11 protein-coding genes are annotated in these 17,198 nt (G+C 53.3%); 3 read left to right on the top strand and 8 right to left on the bottom strand.

The annotated features are described in order from the left end of the window. Positions 1-97: 97 nt before the first annotated feature. Together CGZ80_RS16880 and CGZ80_RS16875 are read right to left on the bottom strand one after the other, a co-directional pair. Positions 98-1,102: a hypothetical protein gene (locus tag CGZ80_RS16880; protein WP_233148477.1), complete on the bottom strand. Its 1,005-nt coding sequence runs from the start codon at positions 1,100-1,102 to the stop codon at positions 98-100. A gap of 225 nt (positions 1,103-1,327) precedes the next feature. Next, on the bottom strand, positions 1,328-2,902 hold the full coding sequence (locus tag CGZ80_RS16875) for an arylsulfatase (RefSeq protein ID WP_094416567.1): 1,575 nt from the start codon (positions 2,900-2,902) through the stop codon (positions 1,328-1,330). Between the two features lie 352 nt (positions 2,903-3,254). On the opposite strand from CGZ80_RS16875, the gene CGZ80_RS16870 reads away from it, so the two are divergent. Next, positions 3,255-4,484 carry a DUF1015 domain-containing protein gene (locus CGZ80_RS16870; protein WP_094416565.1) on the top strand — a complete coding sequence of 410 codons (1,230 nt, stop codon included), beginning with the start codon at positions 3,255-3,257 and terminating at the stop codon, positions 4,482-4,484. A 140-nt stretch (positions 4,485-4,624) separates the two neighbouring features. Here the strand turns inward: CGZ80_RS16870 and CGZ80_RS16865 are convergent, their stop codons facing one another. The 3 genes from CGZ80_RS16865 to CGZ80_RS16855 all read right to left on the bottom strand — a co-directional run bounded on the left by CGZ80_RS16865 (position 4,625) and on the right by CGZ80_RS16855 (position 9,493). Beyond that, positions 4,625-6,493: a caspase domain-containing protein gene (locus CGZ80_RS16865; protein ID WP_158222743.1), complete on the bottom strand. Its 1,869-nt coding sequence runs from the start codon at positions 6,491-6,493 to the stop codon at positions 4,625-4,627. 88 nt (positions 6,494-6,581) lie between these two features. Further along, on the bottom strand, positions 6,582-7,007 hold the full coding sequence (locus tag CGZ80_RS16860) for a hypothetical protein (RefSeq protein ID WP_143543992.1): 426 nt from the start codon (positions 7,005-7,007) through the stop codon (positions 6,582-6,584). A 287-nt stretch (positions 7,008-7,294) separates the two neighbouring features. Continuing rightward, positions 7,295-9,493 carry a serine/threonine-protein kinase gene (locus tag CGZ80_RS16855; protein ID WP_143543991.1) on the bottom strand — a complete coding sequence of 733 codons (2,199 nt, stop codon included), beginning with the start codon at positions 9,491-9,493 and terminating at the stop codon, positions 7,295-7,297. 390 nt (positions 9,494-9,883) lie between these two features. On the opposite strand from CGZ80_RS16855, the gene CGZ80_RS16850 reads away from it, so the two are divergent. Together CGZ80_RS16850 and CGZ80_RS16845 are read left to right on the top strand one after the other, a co-directional pair. Next, a complete protein-coding gene (locus tag CGZ80_RS16850) occupies positions 9,884-11,239 on the top strand; it encodes a PQQ-binding-like beta-propeller repeat protein (RefSeq protein ID WP_094416557.1) in 1,356 nt (451 codons plus the stop codon). Positions 11,240-11,396: 157 nt separating this feature from the next. Next, positions 11,397-12,821, top strand: a complete 1,425-nt coding sequence (locus CGZ80_RS16845) for a class II fumarate hydratase (protein WP_094416798.1) — start codon at positions 11,397-11,399, stop codon at positions 12,819-12,821. A gap of 189 nt (positions 12,822-13,010) precedes the next feature. Here CGZ80_RS16845 and CGZ80_RS16840 read toward each other — a convergent pair whose 3' ends face one another. From CGZ80_RS16840 to CGZ80_RS16830, 3 genes are all read right to left on the bottom strand, one after another. After that, complete coding sequence (locus CGZ80_RS16840; protein WP_094416555.1) at positions 13,011-14,174, bottom strand: sensor histidine kinase; 1,164 nt, start codon at positions 14,172-14,174, stop codon at positions 13,011-13,013. Between the two features lie 161 nt (positions 14,175-14,335). Then, positions 14,336-14,794, bottom strand: coding sequence for a response regulator (locus tag CGZ80_RS16835; protein ID WP_094416553.1), 459 nt, complete (start codon positions 14,792-14,794; stop codon positions 14,336-14,338). Continuing rightward, a complete protein-coding gene (locus tag CGZ80_RS16830) occupies positions 14,791-16,569 on the bottom strand; it encodes a sensor histidine kinase (protein ID WP_143543990.1) in 1,779 nt (592 codons plus the stop codon). Before CGZ80_RS16830 ends, CGZ80_RS16835 begins: the two co-directional genes overlap by 4 nt. Positions 16,570-17,198: the final 629 nt, after the last annotated feature.

The following is a 17,198-nucleotide window of genomic DNA, read 5'->3' as shown; positions in this document are numbered from 1 at the left end:
ACATGCACGTCTCTTCACCAAAACAACACGGGCTGAAATCGATCACCGATTCCAGCCCGTAGCGTCATTCGATTGTCAACCAGCAAGGCTTGCTAGCCTAGTTGGGGCGTGTTGCGATCCGCTGTTGTCCTTTGGGACGCAGTACGAAAACTTTAGGATCGTCAACGATAAACGTTGTGCTCCAGCGCTGCCCGTCGTCAGCACTGCAGACGTTGTAGAAGAATGTACGGAACCGCTCGGCGCGGTAGCCATACGGGTACTGGCTGGTGATGTAGTCGTCTTCGGTTAGGTCGTCGATGCCTGGCGAAGCGTAGTAGTGCACCATGCCGTCCGGAGTCACGCTCATGCCCATCGTCCACCAGCCGGTGGTGGTGATTTGGGGACCACGGAAATCCCCGCCTCGACTATTTCCGCGAATTCGCAAGTACGCGTAGTCGTGTTCTTTACGAGTTTGCTTTTTGCTCTCGAACTCGACAAACATGCCGGGCCAGTAGACTTCGTTGCCCATCTCTTCGACGGTGCGTTTGAAGATCCCAACGCCGACTTCCTTGTCAACCATCGCTGTGGTTTCGAGCGCCAGACGGAAACCGAAGTGTGGACCACTGCGGTCTTCCCAAGACTCAACCGGCGGCAAGAAGACTCGGGTCGTCACCGATGGGACTTCCGAGATGTCGAGACGTCGCTTGAGGCGGTACTGGACATTGGCAACGAAGTCGTCTTGGTGCATCGTGCCGCTGGGACGGCCGGGGATTCCGGTAAACTTGCTGCGCATCAAGAGAGCGCCGGTGCTTCCGGGAATCCCACCCTCTGGGGTCGATACACGTTTGACAACATCTGGGTGGCCGCGTTTGACACCTTCGTACCAGCGTCCGTTGGTGCTTCGCCCCATCGGTCCACGCTGATTTTCGTCGATATCCTCGGTGCTTTTCGGGTCACGTGGAATGTAGTTCCACGACGGATCTTCGAAGTCGTCGGCAACACCGACGATCTCGCTTCCGGTACCCGGTACGACGGGACGTTGGGCATCCGCGTCGCTAGATTGCGCCGCAACGGATAGCAGCCCCATTGAAACCAATACAAACGATCGTGCGAGCGTTTTCATCCCTGATGTCCTCATCCCACGTCACATCGAGCTAGCGTCCAAGAATCCTTTGGACACGACAAATCGGGGCGCGCAGATGCGCGAGCATGCGATGAAGCTTTCCCCCTTGCTATCGGAAGATCGGCAACATGGGGTTCAGGCTGTAGGGGTTTTTCTTGTTTTCGGTATTTGGCGAGTCAATTGGTGTTGCGTTTCGATTCGCTAACCAGGCTCGATCGTGCGGTACTAGCGGCTCGATAGATCGAATTGCTGAGATTGCCTACTGGGCTTTGCAGTTTCACTTTGCGTATGGGACTTTGCTCCCACTCGGTTGGCCCATTGGTCGTAGGCTTCTGCCATTCGCGTAACTATTGCCGGTTTGGAAAGGCTCAGGTCTTGTGTCTCGGTGCGATCACGGGACAGGTCATAGAGTTCCCAGGGCTTGCCACGTTCGGCGACAAGTTTCCATTGGCCATCACGAACGGCATGGTTCGCGGAGAACTCCCAAAAGATCGGCGGACGTGACTGTTGTGGCGAGCCATCGAAGGTGCCGAGCATCGAAATGCCTTCCATCGGCAATGTCAATGTCTCCGTTTCCTTTGCCGAACCAGAGGGTGCATACTTGCCGCCGGCAAGTTCGACGAACGTCGGCATCAAATCGACAATGTGATGGGTCGCATCTGAGAAGCCGCCGATTCTCGTGATTCGATTTGGCCAATGCACGATCATTGGCGAGAGTGTTCCGCCTTCATGTGCGTATTGTTTATACAAACGCAGCGGCGTATTGCAAAAATGGGCCCAGCGGGCATCGTAGGCGACATCGCTTTCAACAGGTCCCGGAGGAACGCCTTCTGATTTCAATCGCTGATACGGACAGGCACCGTTGTCGGAGAAAAAAATAATAAGCGTGTTGTCAAGTTCGTCGTGACGCTCCAGGTCATCGATCAGTCTTCCGATGTTTTGATCTAACCGGTCGACCATCGCCGCATAGACTTCCATCATTGGGATTAAAAAGTCTTGCTGCGATGGAGTCAGGTTGTCAAAGGGTTCGACATTCGGGTCACGTTTTGACAACGGCCACGTGCGATCGATAAGTCCTAGTTGCTGTTGCCGCTCGTATCGTTGTGCCCGCAGCTTGTCCCATCCCGCGTCGTACCGTCCGCGATACTTGGCGATCGCTTCTGCTGGAGCCTGCAAAGGAAAATGCGGAGCGTTATGGGCGAGATACAAGAAGTAAGGTTGTGAGCTTTCACCGTCTTGCTGCTGGCGGGCTTCGTTGAGAAACTCGATCGCATAGTCGGTGAACGCGTCGGTTGAGTAGAAATCGCTTGGCGTTTGATACTCGTCTCGATCCAGTCGCATCAAGTTCTCGCCACTTCCCCAATCTTTGCCGGTGAAGTAATTAATCGCACCACTTAGGAAGCCAAAGTACCGGTCGAACCCACGGTCCATGGGGTGACCAGATAGGTGCCACTTGCCGCTCATCATCGTTCGATAGCCGGCTTGTCCCAAGACCTCCGCAAGCGTCACGTTCCCTGGTTTTTTCAATTGGTTGGTCTGATGATGCCAAAGTCCGGTCAGCAACGATGCTCGCGTTTCGGTGCATTTTGCGTTGTTGTGGAAATCTCGCAGTCGTAAACCGTTTCTGGCCAAGCGATCGAGATTCGGGGTTTCGATCTCGCTGCCATAGCATCCGATGTCGGAGAAACCCATGTCATCACAGACAATCAGGATGATGTTCGGCCGCTCGGCAGCAGTACCAGCGCGAGAGCAGACGAGCGAGACAACCAGGCACAGCACAAGATTTAACAGCGATTTCATGATCGGCTCGCGGGGAAAGAAAAGACGCAGGAACCCGGCACGGAACCTTGACGGACGAGTGGGCTAGGAAATCGAACAGCGTGATTTCGCGTCCAATCGGATCAGCAGAGGCGGCATTCAAACTGGGGACGCCCCCAGTTTATCCGGTTCAAGGGCACCATTGTCGGAGATGGTTTCACGGATTCTGGTCAGCCGCACCGGATGGGCGAGGGCTGTCGCAATTCCGTTTGCGCGTCTATAAAAACTGGGAAAATCTGGTGCGAGGGACGAAGCGATCCGTCCGGATTCGAAACTTCGCAACCTGCGAAATCGCCAGAAAACAAACCTCTTTTACGATTTCCCCATCGTCACCATGCCACGCGTTAAACCATTTCGTGCCGTCCGTCCCCCCGCCGAAAAAGCGGCCCGCGTCGCCAGCGTCCCCTATGACGTTGTCAATCGCGCCGAAGCAGCCAAACTAGCTGAAGGCAATCCGGAATCGTTCCTGCATGTCGTCCGACCAGACATCGACTTGCCGGCAGACACGGATCCGTATGCCGACGAAATCTACGCGAAGGCGGCGGAGAACTTTCGGCAGTTCATCGACACTGGCGTTCTGCAGCAGGACGAACAAGAATCAATTTTTCTATACCGCCAAATCATGAATGGCAAGAGCCAGATTGGGGTGGTCGCGTGCTGTCACGTTGACGATTACGAAAACAACAAAATCCTGAAGCACGAGTTCACCCGTCCTGCAAAGGAAGACGATCGGACTCGCCACGTGATGACGTTAGCCGCGAACGCGGGCCCTGTCTTTTTGACTTACCGTGATCACGAGCAAATCAATCAGTCCGTCGAATCCGCGATTCAAAGTGAGCCGCTGTTCGATTTCACCGCCGAAGACGGTGTGCAGCACACCGTCTGGAACGTTGACTCGTCTGAGATCTACTGCAAGGCGCTTGGTGAAGTCCCAGCGTTCTATGTTGCCGATGGACACCATCGCGCTGCGAGCGCGTGGCGTGCTGGTAAGGCTCGCCGTGAAGCGAACAGCAATCATACCGGCGAAGAAGAGTACAACTGGTTCTTGACCGTACTGTTCCCTGCATCACAGTTGAACGTTCTGGCTTACAATCGTGTGCTCAAAGACCTCAACGGGCAAACGGCCGTAACGGTGCGCGAGCGTTTGACTGATGTCGGCACGTTGGAACCAACGGACAATCCCGTTCCAGATAAGGCAGGCAGCTTTTGTATCTATATGGAAGGCAGCTGGTACAAGCTGGAAATCGCCGATGAAGCGATTGATCACAGTGATCCGATCAACTCGCTGGATGTGGCGCTTTTGGAGAAGCGTGTAATCGGTCCAATCTTTGGGATCGAAGACGTACGCACCGATCCAAGAATCGACTTTGTTGGCGGTATTCGCGGAACTGGCGAATTGGAACAAAAGGTTGAGTCGGGAGAATGGGCTTGCGCCGTTTCGATGTACCCGACTTCCATCGAGCAGTTGATGGCCGTTTCGGATGCCGGTGAGGTGATGCCTCCCAAGAGCACTTGGTTTGAACCCAAGCTTCGCAGTGGGTTGCTCGTGCACTTGCTGGACTGATCCGCTTTGGATTCCTTTTACCCGGCACGGTCATCACGATTGGCGACAATCATTCGGATGACCGTGTCCTAGCGGCAACGCGAGCGTCGCTATCGACGCTCAGTTGGGGCAATTCTTGGGCAAGAGCCAGATGATTTGCTTTACGCTTCCAGCAAATGCTTGGCGAAGATATCGCGATTGACGACCAAGTTGTTTGGGTTGAAGTACGAACTGTGAGCACAGCCGAGCGAATACCCCAGCCACCCACGCTCACAACCTGTCGGTTCAAGCTGCTGATAATCTTCCGTCACTGGAAAATACGCTTTCAAAGAACCGCCTATCCCGTCGCCTTTGGCCGCGACGTTGAACCAACGCTGAACAGACTGCGGCTTGACGTTGCGCAAGCCAAGTTTCCATCGCACGGTTGAGATTGACAAAGCGCTGCCCACAGTAAAGAGGTTCTTTACTTTCCCTGGCAAATGTTCGGCATCCAGTTGTAACAGGCCTTCGTAGGCAACGACCGTGCCCCAGCTATGTGTGATCAAGTCAATCGTTTCCCCGGCGCTCAAGCGAGGCCGTACGACTTCATAAAACCGTTGCAAGATCGCTGACCGAACCGATGGCCGAAGCAGATACAACAAGAAGTCATCAAACTGTGGTCCGCCGCCACGTGAGCCAATCGATCGTGGATCGGCGCCGTAGCCTTCGTTGCGTTGTTCGATTTCATACATCATCTGCAGTCTGAACGATTCCATTTGGTCGTGATCGCCCGTTGAAGCAAAGGCCCTCGCGTTGACCAAATTGCTCCAATGCACGCCGAACCGAGATTGGTTCAGATTGCCCGCGCCATAGAGACCGCCTAGAAACGGGGTCATCGCTTGAAACCAAGGCAGCGAGTAGTCGCCCGGATGTTCATCGATTCCATGAACATAAACCAATTTCCGGGTTTCCGAATCAACATCGCGGCTGGCGGGCGCTGATTCGTTGCGTAACAGAAACGCGACGTCGCGCAGCGTTTGAATCAACATGTCGCGATTCGAAGTGCCAATGGGAGTCGGCTGTGTCGAGGTCGACTGGTCTGGCGCGGTTCCAGTTGTCGCCCCTGGGACGTCCGCTTCCGGAGTTTGTACCCGCGGGCCTCGATCCCATGCGAACAGCGGGCCGGAGGAAGGTGCACCGTGGATCTGTGGATTCTGGGCGTAAGGATTCCCAACCAAGGCCGCGTCCAGTTTGCTTTGCAATTCGAAGGTAGTGATTTCAGGATTGCTGCGGACCGCTTGGCAAAAATGATACGTGAACGCACCATTGTATTGCGTATTGATCGGCGCGTCTTTTGCGGTCTGATCATCACGACAAGCGGCTAGATGCAGATGATCATATTCTCGTGCCAGTGCCCGCGGGCGTTTTCGCCTTCGATCGATCGCCCTTGAATTCCCCAGTAACAGCTCGGGAGGAGGCAGAAACCTTGGCGTGATCGCAAAGTTCTCGATTGCTCTGACGCCGCCCAATCCTCGATCATTGGCCAAAAACTCCGTTGCCTCCACGTCAACCAGTTTCGGTTCGGCACCGAAGGAGCCGGGCATCAACAACATGCGAGTGATGGTCCCCGAATGACAGCAATCGGTGACCACAATCAGCTTTACGCCATCGGGCTTCTCTTTGATCCACTTGTCTAGGTCGTCGTCGAGTAAGTACGTCTTGGGATTGTTAAAGTCCATATCCCAAAGGCAGAACATCTCGTCATTGCCGTCATCGTCTTCGCCTTCCTCATCAACCTTGAACGTGCCGTGTCCCGAAAAGTGAAATAGCAGCGTATCTCCCTCGGTTGCTCCACTCATCAGTGACTTCCAAGCCGAGCGGAGTTTCTTTCTTGTGACATCTTGGTTCAGCAGAACGGTGATGTCGTTGGGATGAAAGCCGAGGGTGTGCTGCAACAGGTTCTGCATGTTGTGAACATCAGCGACGCACCCTTTCAGATCGAGCACGGACTTGTAGTCATTGATTCCGCAAAGCAGAGCTTTCTTTCCCATCACGCTGTCCATCTAGATGTCGAAGCTATCGATACAACACAAAACTTGACTGGAAACCGAATCGGTGTGTAACCGCTGATGTAGGCCATCATTTTTGGGATGGCTTTGCCCTTTCCCATGTTTCGTTGAAAACGCCTTGCAGATCGTTTTGCAAAAGTTTGTCGTCTTCGATGATTAATTCGAAACGCATGGTTTGCCCAATCAAGCTAGACGTGCTTTCACCAGCGAAGTCGATGCTTTCGGCGTACTTTTTCCCGTCCAATTTGTACGTACCGCCATGTTGGAACACGATTGTCCCGCTGATTGGGTCCGGCTGAACGACGCACCAGTGAGTTGGGGTGATCATTTTCAAACGAGTTCCCACACCAGAAGGCGAGCCTGGCGTAACGGTTTTCGTCAGCACCCATGTGCCAATCAACTTCTCGCTTAAATCTGACCTCTCGGCTGGAGCATCAACCACTTTGGTTTCGGCTTTCTCCACAGCGTCTTGTCCGACAGCGACTGTCGAGTGCATTGCAGCAAGACAAACGCATGTCGCCCACAAAAGAACTGGACAAAGAATCGACTTCAATCGCATCGCCTTGGGACCTCGGTTTAAGAGAAGCTGAGTATCGATCCGTCGAAATTCATTGAAATTTCTCGACGCATCAACCACTGCGAAACAGTCACGGTGTGCTGTTGGTCCTCTAACAGACGATCGCAGCGCGAACCGGTCCGCGGTGGGGGCTATGGATCTTACCCGAGATGGGAAAGCGTTTGGTACACAAAAGCCATCTTCTTATGCCGGTTTGTCGAACTTCGTTATTTCCTAACGAGACTTGCGACATAGATATCGTGAATCGGGTCGTCATCACGAATCGCACTGAAATACAGTGTTTTTCCATCGGGTGACAAACGCGGGTGTTTTTCAAACCCCGGACAGTTACAAACGTCGGAGAGTCGTCTGACATAGAGAAACTCATCATCCCAACTATCACGTATCGCAACCCAGAGGTCCGGATTCGTGTTCAAGCGAGAGAACACTAACAAGCGGCCGTCATCACTGATTGAACCACTGACCTCGCCAAGGTAGGTGTTGATCGATGTCCCCAACTGAATTGGCTCTCCCCAGGGACTGTCGAGATTTTTGCGGCGAATGACGAACAAGTCCCATGACGTGACGCTTCTTGAAACGACCGCATTTAATCCGTCGGAAGTCAGATCAACCGACGGCTGGTAGTCTGTGCACTGTAACAATGGAGTCGGCTCGGACCAGGCTGATTGACGTGATTCTCGGCGGATCACCATGGCGGTTTTCGTTTCTCCGTCGGAGAACGTGAATGCGATCGCGTTGCCATCGTCAAATAGGCTTGGTAACACCTCATCATGTTCGCTGTTGATATGCGGTCCAAGATTCGTTCCGCTGGACCATGGCTGGTCGATCGCATCGCGTTGGAAAACCCAGAGATCTGCTCGCCCCATCGATTCGTCTTGGCGCGCCGACGACGAACAGACCAAGACCAACCCATCTGAACTTAAGTCGGCGGAATTCTCGTAGAACTCGGTATTAATCGGACTCGGCAATTTTCCCGTCACACGGAATTCCCACTCACCGGAACGCAACATTTCTGCCGCGTTCAGTTCGGCCTCTTCAATCGCGTTTTGTTCCGAAGCAACCAATGCAAACGCTTTACTGGAAGTGGCATTCAGTGATCTGCCGATCCAATTTGCGAAGAGAGCAGTTGTCAGTGAGATGACGAGTCCTCCCCAAGTCAGCGAGTTTCTCGTCCACCGACTGCAATTTTGAGTGCCCGGGACAGACGTCGGCAAATTCACTGGCACAGCAGTGCGTTCACCGGCGCTGGCGGCAGTGTCGTCTTCCTGCAGGGCTTCCACGGCCGCCGCTAGATCATCAGCCGCGAAGTCTTTCAGCGCCGTCGCGACTTCATCCGCTGTTTTGGGACGTGCCAGCGGGTCTTTTTGCAACAGCCGATCGATCAGTTCCAACACGCCATCAGGAATCTCCGGACGATACACCGTTGGATCGACAGGCGTTTCGTTCTGCACCGCAACAAACATTTGTGCGGCGTTGCCAGTGCCAGAAGCTTCGATCGGGAGCCGCCCTGTCAAAAGTTTGTAAAGCGTGACACCCAGTGAGTACAGATCCGATTGACGACCGATCGCTGTGCCCTGGGCTGCCTGCTCAGGTGACATATACCCGATCGTTCCAATGGCCGAACTGGATGGTTTCTCCGCAGCGAATTCCTTGGATGCATCGACACGATCTTGGACGGAAGATTCAAACGCGGCCAATCCGAGATCCAACAACTTGACCTCTCCCGTTCGGTCGACAATCAGATTGCTGGGCTTGATATCGCGGTGAATGATCCCCTGCTCATGTGCGTGGTGTAGTCCCAAGGCGGCTTGACGGACGATCTCCGCCGCAATGCCGATCGAAAGAAACTTGCTCTCTTTCATGGCGCGGGACAGAATTTGCCCAGCACTGGGACCGTCGATCAACTCCATCGCGAGGTAGTACTCGCCGTCAGCGAAACCGCCATCGTATGCTTCGACAATATTCGAATGCGATAGTCGGCCGAGCGCTTTTAGTTCCCGCTTGAATTGACCGATCTGCGTTTGATCCGCCTCTTTTCCCGCGGAGATTAATTTGATCGCGACCGTTTTGTCCAAACTGGTATGCACGGCTTCGAAAACGGTTCCCATTCCGCCTTCGCCGAGCTGTCGGCCGAGTCGATATGCGCCGATTAAGTCAGGACGCCGTGCCGCTGATGCTCGTTTGTGTTTCCGATTGGTCATTTCAACGACCGTCGGCGTATCAATTTCCGAACCTTCGCCAAGATTTAAAGCCTGCTGATCGTTGCGAGCTCCATGTGTCTCAGCATCACTCGACGTACCGTCATTCCCTATTCCATTCCCTATTCCCGTTGATTTCGCCGAAAACGTGCGTGAATTTCCGTTGCCGTTCACGTCTGGGTAAGGATTCATATCCGATGGAGACAACAGTTCAATTCCTCTTTGCGTCAAGTCAGTATCACTGTAGCAGCAACCGAAGTCCCGTCATCACGGCAAGGTCGCTAGGTCTGAGAAAACGCTGGTCTAATGAACACGGGGCGCGATCCCTGCCCTCGCGCCAAATCCAAACACCATCGACATTTCATCTTCACTCGCTGGTCAACACTCCTTGATACTCGTCTAGAATACGGACAAGTCACTTGAGCCACTTCGTCGGTAACCTGCCAGTGAAAAAAAGGCGTTCCTCCGCGGAACTGTTGGCGACGGTTTCGGTTTAACCAACCGGAGTGACTTGCGCGTTAGCCAGCCAAAATGACTATCGCGAGATTGATTTCGATACAATTCCCTCGGTGACCGCCAAAGAGACTGGGCCCGCTAATGAGAACGTTCGCCACTGCATTGCTTCTATCCGCCATCACTTCCATTGCCGCAGCCGCCGAACCCACGGGCGACTGGACACGCTGGCGCGGCCCACAAGAATCTGGCGTCGCGGAAAACTCGAAGCCACCGATTGAGTGGAGCGAATCGGAAAACATTCGCTGGAAAATTGAAGTCCCGGGAGCTGGCAGCTCCACCCCGATCATCTTGGGGGATCGTGTCTACGTTGCGACCGCCATTGAGACCGAACGCGCAAAAGAAGGCGCAGACGAAGCAACAACCGGCCAAGCTGCGGACAATCCAGATCGTGGCCGACAGCGCGGAGGTCGCCGTGGTTTTGGCGGCGGATCCGTTCCTACGAAATTCCACCAGTTCGCAATCATTGCTTACGACCGTAAAACAGGTGACGAAGTCTGGCGTTCTGTGATGACCGAAGAGGTACCTCACGAAGCGGGACACAATACCAACACGTTCGCGTCGTCGTCGCCGTTGACCGATGGCGAGACGCTCTATGTTTCGTTTGGTTCGCGTGGCGTTTTTGCTTTGGACCTCAACGGGAAAAAGCTTTGGGAGAAGAACCTCGGGACGATGCAGACTCGCAACCAGTTCGGCGAGGGCAGTTCGCCTGCACTCGCTAACGGTGTACTAGTCGTTCCCTTCGACCACGAAGGCGAATCCTTTATCGTTGCACTCGATGCGACAACGGGCGATGAACAATGGCGACAAAAACGCGATGAGCCTACCACTTGGGCAACCCCACTGATCACCGAGTTCAACGGTCAATATCAAGTGATCACCAGTGGCACCAATAAAGTCCGCAGCTACGATCTCGCCAACGGAGACTTGATCTGGGAATGTGGCGGTCAAGCTTCCAATCCGATCCCTTCGCCAGTTCGTTACAAAGACAACGTGATCGTGATGACGGGCTATCGAGGTTACGCAATCTATTCGATCCCGCTCTCCTCCAAGGGTGACATCACCGATACTGACCAGGTCAGCTGGATCGGCGAAGACGCCGCACCCTATGTGCCCTCACCGCTGCTTTACAAAGGCCAGTTGTATTTTGTCAAAGCCAACAACGGCATCATCGTATCGCGTGATGCCGAAACCGGTGAAGTGATCATTGACGAATCACGCTTGGACGGTATCCGCAGCATCTATGCGAGCCCGGTAGCTGCCAACGACTACATTTACATCACCGGTCGCGATGGCGAAACGATTGTCATCAAGCACGGAAAGTCGTTGGAGATCGTCGCGTCGAACAAACTGGACTCCGAAATCGATGCATCCGCAGCCATCGTCGGCGACGAAATCTACTTGCGTGGCAAGCACCACCTCTACTGCATCGCAAAGTAGCGACGATCCGGTCCGCTTGAAGCAAACGCATTCGCACAACCGCGGTGGCCACCCTGCAGGGGCCATCGCGGTTGCTTTTTTGTGCGGCTATGCCGAATCCGTGTCGCTCGATAAACTTATCATCCGAATTGAGAAACCTCTGCTTGGAAAAACGATCATGACGGACTATCGAAAAGAACACGACTCGATGGGAAATGTCGAAGTTCCCGCGAACGCTTACTACGGTGCACAAACTCAACGCGCCGTCGAAAATTTCCCAATCAGTGGCTGGCGTTTGCCTGATGCGATGATCCGCGCGATGGGAATGGTCAAACACGCTTGTGGTGTCGCGAACCGAGATCTCGGCAAGCTGACCGGAAGCGGGAAAAATCCGCTCACCGATCCTCAGGTCGAAGCGATGTTGGCCGCGGCAGAAGAGGTCGTCGATGGCAAACTCTCGGAACACTTTCCGATCGATGTCTTTCAAACCGGAAGCGGTACCAGCAGCAACATGAACGTCAATGAGGTGATCAGCAATCGTGCGATTGAGATCACCGGCGGCGAATGGACACAAATGGAAAAGCCCATTCACCCCAATGACCACGTCAATATGGGGCAAAGCACCAACGACACATTCCCAACCGCGATTCACGTCGCAACAGCCGTTCAAATCCAAACCGCGTTGCTTCCCGCTCTGAAAAAACTGCACAAAATTCTGTGTGATAAAGCAGCCGCGTGGGACAAGGTGATGAAGATCGGTCGGACGCACTTGATGGACGCCACACCATTGCGTTTGGGACAAGAGTTCGGCGGATTCGCCCGGCAAGTCGAACTGTCGATCCGCCGTGCCGAAATTGCCCGCGACGCCGTTCTGGAGTTACCCGTTGGCGGGACCGCTGTCGGCAGCGGAATCAATACACATCCAGAATTCGGATCTCGCGTCGCGAAAGCGCTTCAAGAACGCACCGGCATTGAATTCATCGAAGCGGTGAATCATTTCGAAGCGAACGCACAACGGGACGGCCTTGTGCAGTCGCACGGCGAGCTGAAATGTGTTGCTCAAACGCTGTTCAACCTTTCCAACAACATCCGTTGGCTTGGAAGTGGCCCGCGATGTGGATTCTATGAAGTCAAGTTGCCATCGCGGCAACCCGGCAGCTCGATCATGCCCGGCAAAGTGAACCCGGTGATGTGTGAATCGATGATGCAGTTGACCGCGCGGGTGATCGGTAACGATTCCGTCATCACGGTCAGCGGTGCAGCAGGTGGAAACTTTCAATTGAACATCATGATGCCTGTGATGGCTCATACGATTCTAGAATCGATTCACTTGTTGTCGAAGGGCGTCGACGCGTTCATCGAGTTCTGCGTTGAAGAAATGGAAGCGAACGAAGAATCGTGCAACGCTGCGGTAGAGCAAAGCTTGTCGATGTGCACGAGCTTGAATCCGTTGATCGGATATGAAACCGCAGCGAAGCTGGCGAAAGAAGCTTTTGCGAGCGGACAGACGATTCGCGAACTGTGCTTGGAGAAAAACATTCTTCCGGAAGCCCAGCTGACCGAAGCACTCGATCCTTGGAAGATGACTGAGCCCCAAGAATAGTCTGCGAAGGAGTCGCCACGCGGCATGGCGTCGAGATCATGTCGCGTTCAGAACACAACGTTCCAAGCGTAACAGTTTGTTGATTCTCAAATTTGTTCTATGAAGTACGTCGGCTTTTGCACCGCAAAAGCGCGGTGGAGAACGCTGCTTTCGCAGAGCGAAAGGCGACACTCTAAAATCAACAGGCTGCTAAGGAGCAAAATTTTCGTTGCTCACTCGATTCTCACGTTGGGATCTACCGTGTGGTGCGGGGATCGAACTTTCCGCCTGGGGATCAGCCAATAGCTTAAGATAGAACGTCGTTCCATGACCGAGCTCGGACTTGCACCAGAGTTTGCCTTTCAGGCTTTCGACTATTCGGGAACAGGTAGCCAAACCGAGTCCGCTGCCTGGGAGCTCATCGCCATGTAGACGGCGAAAGGGCTCGAAGATCTTGGTGAGATTTTTCTCGGCGATCCCCATTCCGTTGTCGCGAATGGAGATGCAGACACCATCATTTAGCGGCCGGTTTCCGATCGAGATAACTGGTGGCGATTCACCATGATACTTGATCCCATTTTGGATCAAGTTCTGCATGAGTTGAACAAGCATTGGCTCTGATCCATAAGCGGTTGGAAGGTTGCCGCGTGTCACGACGGCTCCCGCGCGCTCGATTTGTTCATCGAGGTTTTGCAAAGCCTGATCGACGACGGAATTCAAGTCGACTTCGGCGAGCTCGATGTTTTGGGCATTTCCAATGTTGTACTGGTGCAATGCCGCGATCAATGATTGAAGGTACCGTGCGGATCGCTGAACGTGGCCGAGACAGACTTTCTGGTCTTCGTCCAGGTTTCCTCCCAGTGATTGGACGAGTATTTCGGTGTAAGCAACGATCTGTCGAACGGGGGCTGAAATGTCATGGACCAGCACTCGTGAAAAATCACGCATGTAGCGTTGTTGCTCGGCAAGTGAGTCCTCCAGCAATCGTTTTTTGATTGCCTGTTCGATCGCATGGATAAGCACATGAGGTTGGAGCGAGGCTTTGCGGACGTAGTCTGAGATGCCGCTTCGCATCGCCTTGAGGACGACATCTTCATTCCCGTGGCCGGTCACCATCACGACGGGCAATTCGGGGGACTTTTCCTGGATTTGTTTTGTCGCATCGATCCCGTCGTCACCCGCGATGTCAAAATCGACAATTGCGCAGTCGAACGTTTGAGCTTGTACACCGGCTACCGCCGTTTCGACGTCCGCGAATTCGGTCACCAGAAAATGCGAATCGGGTCGACTAAGCAGCCGACGAATGGCTTTCCGGTCTCCGGCATCATCGTCGAGTACAAGAATGCGAATTTCATCGTTACCAGAGATGGCCACAGCAACAGTCTCTCGAAAAAAAGTAGCAGCGGATTAGAACATTGCGATAACTCGGAAATAGGTGGCACCCGCCGAATGGTCACAGCGATATGACGATGCACATGACATTGCCGTTGGATACACGACCATGACGTACGGCTTCTTCTGTGCCAAACGACTGCTCAAATCGGCATGCAAACGACTCTCCAATAATTGTCAAGCAACGTTGTCAATCGCCAGAAATCCTCACCGGCAAGTTCTTTGACGATGTAGCCTGCGACATTCAAATCGTACGACTCGATTCTGTCCCGGTGGTCATCGGAGGTCGTCAACATGAAAACGACCATTGACTTTAGCTTGGGGTCAGCCCGAATCGTCCGCACTAACTCGATTCCATCCATTCGTGGCATGTAAATGTCAACGAGCATGACGTAGGGGCGAATGAGACTTAGTTCGGTATGCTCCCCTCGAAGAAGCTCCAACGCTTCGACGCCGTCGTTGGTACGGACCAATTGATTTCCGATTCTGGCCTTCTTAAATGCTCGGCGGATCGCCTTTGCGTCTCCGTCGTCGTCTTCAACAAGCAAGACAGTGATTTCACCTCTTTCCGGGCTAGGCTTCTGTTCCTGGCAGCCATTCATTGAGGATCGCACAATTTAAACCCTTGTTTGTGAATTCCTTCTTCAACACACTTGGGCCAGTGGATCCTGAAAAGGCAACCACCTAATTTTCCTGTCTCAAGTTCGATGGCCCCGCCAATCGTTCGAATATGTTTCTCTACAATCGCCAAACCCATTCCACTCCCTTCGATCTGGTCACGCGGCTTGAGCGTTTGAAACATCTTGAAGACTTTGCTGCGGTATTTTTCTGGAATACCGGGGCCATCGTCTTCAACTTCAAATGTGATTTCATGTTCGTCTTGGAACGCACGAACTTCGACCGTTCCGGTGTCTTTGTCGTGATGCTTGACTGAGTTGCTGACAAGATTCAGTAGGACTTGTTCCAGCGGCATCCGTTTTACAGAAATGTCGTGGAGGTCCTTGCACACACGCACTTCGATACCGCTCGGCGGGCTGACCAGAGACGCGATCTCGTTGACCAATTCGTCGGCTCGGATTTGCTCCGTATACCCGTCCGTGTAAAGACGTCCGATTCGCGAAAACGTCAATAGGTCATCAAGCAACGATTCCATACGCACCGCCCGACTACGTACCAACTTTAAATTCTCTAAGCTGTCGGCGTCGAGACCTGAGAGGTCCTCGATTAGCCATTGCGTCGCGTTTTCGATGACTCGTAGCGGTGCTTTCAAATCATGCGACGCAACATAAGCAAACTCGTCCAGTTCACGGTTTGAAGCTTCCAGCCGCCCGATCAATTCCATTGCTTCGGACTGGCTATCTCGAAGGCTGTTCAACGTTTCGGTGAATGTGGTGGCAAGCAGGCCAATTTCATCTGGCTGTGTGGTTGGTAACGAGATCGATGCGTGTGGATTCCCCGCGAGTTTGTTGAGCTCGATCGACATTTCACGCAGCGGACGGGTGAGTCTCGAGCCGAGAACGATTGCGACGACGACCGACATAGCGACCAGCAAACTTGCAACGCCGATCATGACTTGATTCAGCCTTCTTGGCGTCGCCAGCAATTGATCAACACCGATCCCAATGATGACTCCGATTCCCATGCTCTCGTGGTCGGAGAAGTCCTGAACGAGTTTGTAACAAAAGAACATTTTGTCGTCAGCGAGGATGGTCAACGGCTTCGAGAGGGTGTGGAGTCGCTTAACGACCTTTGAGCCGACGTAATCACCCGACTGATGAAACGCGAACCCGATTCCTCTTGTTCCAGGGTGATAAACGAGATAGTTCTCGTTTGAATCAACCACATACATGGATCGATTGACATTTGCGACCTCGATCGCTTCCTGCAACCATCCGGCATAGTCAGCGTTGATGACGATTGCGCCAAACAGTCGGTTCCCAAAGTAGGTTGGCACCACACAACGTATTGTTGGAACCTTTGGTTCCCCAACCGCGTTGTTCTCACGATTGAACGTCACTTCACTGAAGAACGGCGACTTCGTCGAGTGAGAAAGCAGCCGCTGCATGTATGGCTCACACACCTTTTGCTGCAATGCATTTTCCTCTACGACGCGGAGCTTTCCGGCGACGCGGTTGACCCGCACAAGTTCCCTGCCCTCATCAGCAATCCCAATAAAGCGGATCTGTGTGTAGTGGTCGCGAATCGTCGCCAGTGATAGGAACGCGTTGGTCAGACGTTCTTTCCACTGACCTGCCGTGGAGCCGTCAAGCGGGTCGACCAAGTCGCCTCTCTTCGACGTTCGTTCGATCCCACCGACCGAAGAAGAATTTGCAAGCACATAGGCATCGTTCTTCATTTCCAAGAACTTGTTTCGCACCTTCGCCGCTTGAAGCCTTGTTTGCTCCCTCAAACCTTCATGCGCCGCGCGAATCGCGGACTGATTCGAGTTCCAACAGGCGATGCCGCCGATAACGCCAGCCACAACAAATGCGATACACGCATTGAGTAGGATGATCTTCGATCGTAGCAATTTGAATTTGCCAAACACGTCGAAACCCCAAGCGCGTCGAAAGTATTGAGTGACAGCAATTCGCAGGTGGTTTTCTATAGAAAGGTCATTTCGTCTTGAATAAACGGATGCAGGCCCGGCTTTGGGGCGCTGGGAATTCTAAGAAAATATTTTCGCAGTTGCACCTCCATTTATTGGGCATGACCTGGATGTTGCCATTTTGAATACGAAAATTAAGGGCACACTGTCCAATTGTGAGTGCATGCCGACAGTAGTGAGGGCGTTATCAAGACAGCGCGTTACGGATGTTCGACATTTGAATGAAGCAGCGTTCACGTCTACCGTTTCGGCTGAACGACTTGCTTTGACCCGGTGACTGTCGCACTGCCTACCTACGTCCTGAAAAATCCGCTGACGATCTGCTGTGTAAGCAACCTGCGATTTCACGAACCATGCGATCGACGAATGTACATTTGCACCGATGACAATTTGACCTC

This window comes from Rhodopirellula sp. MGV, from assembly GCF_002251265.1.
GTDB lineage: Bacteria > Planctomycetota > Planctomycetia > Pirellulales > Pirellulaceae > Stieleria > Stieleria baltica_A.
Note: the sequence above shows the minus strand (reverse complement) of the source record. Positions and strands in the feature narration are given on the sequence as shown.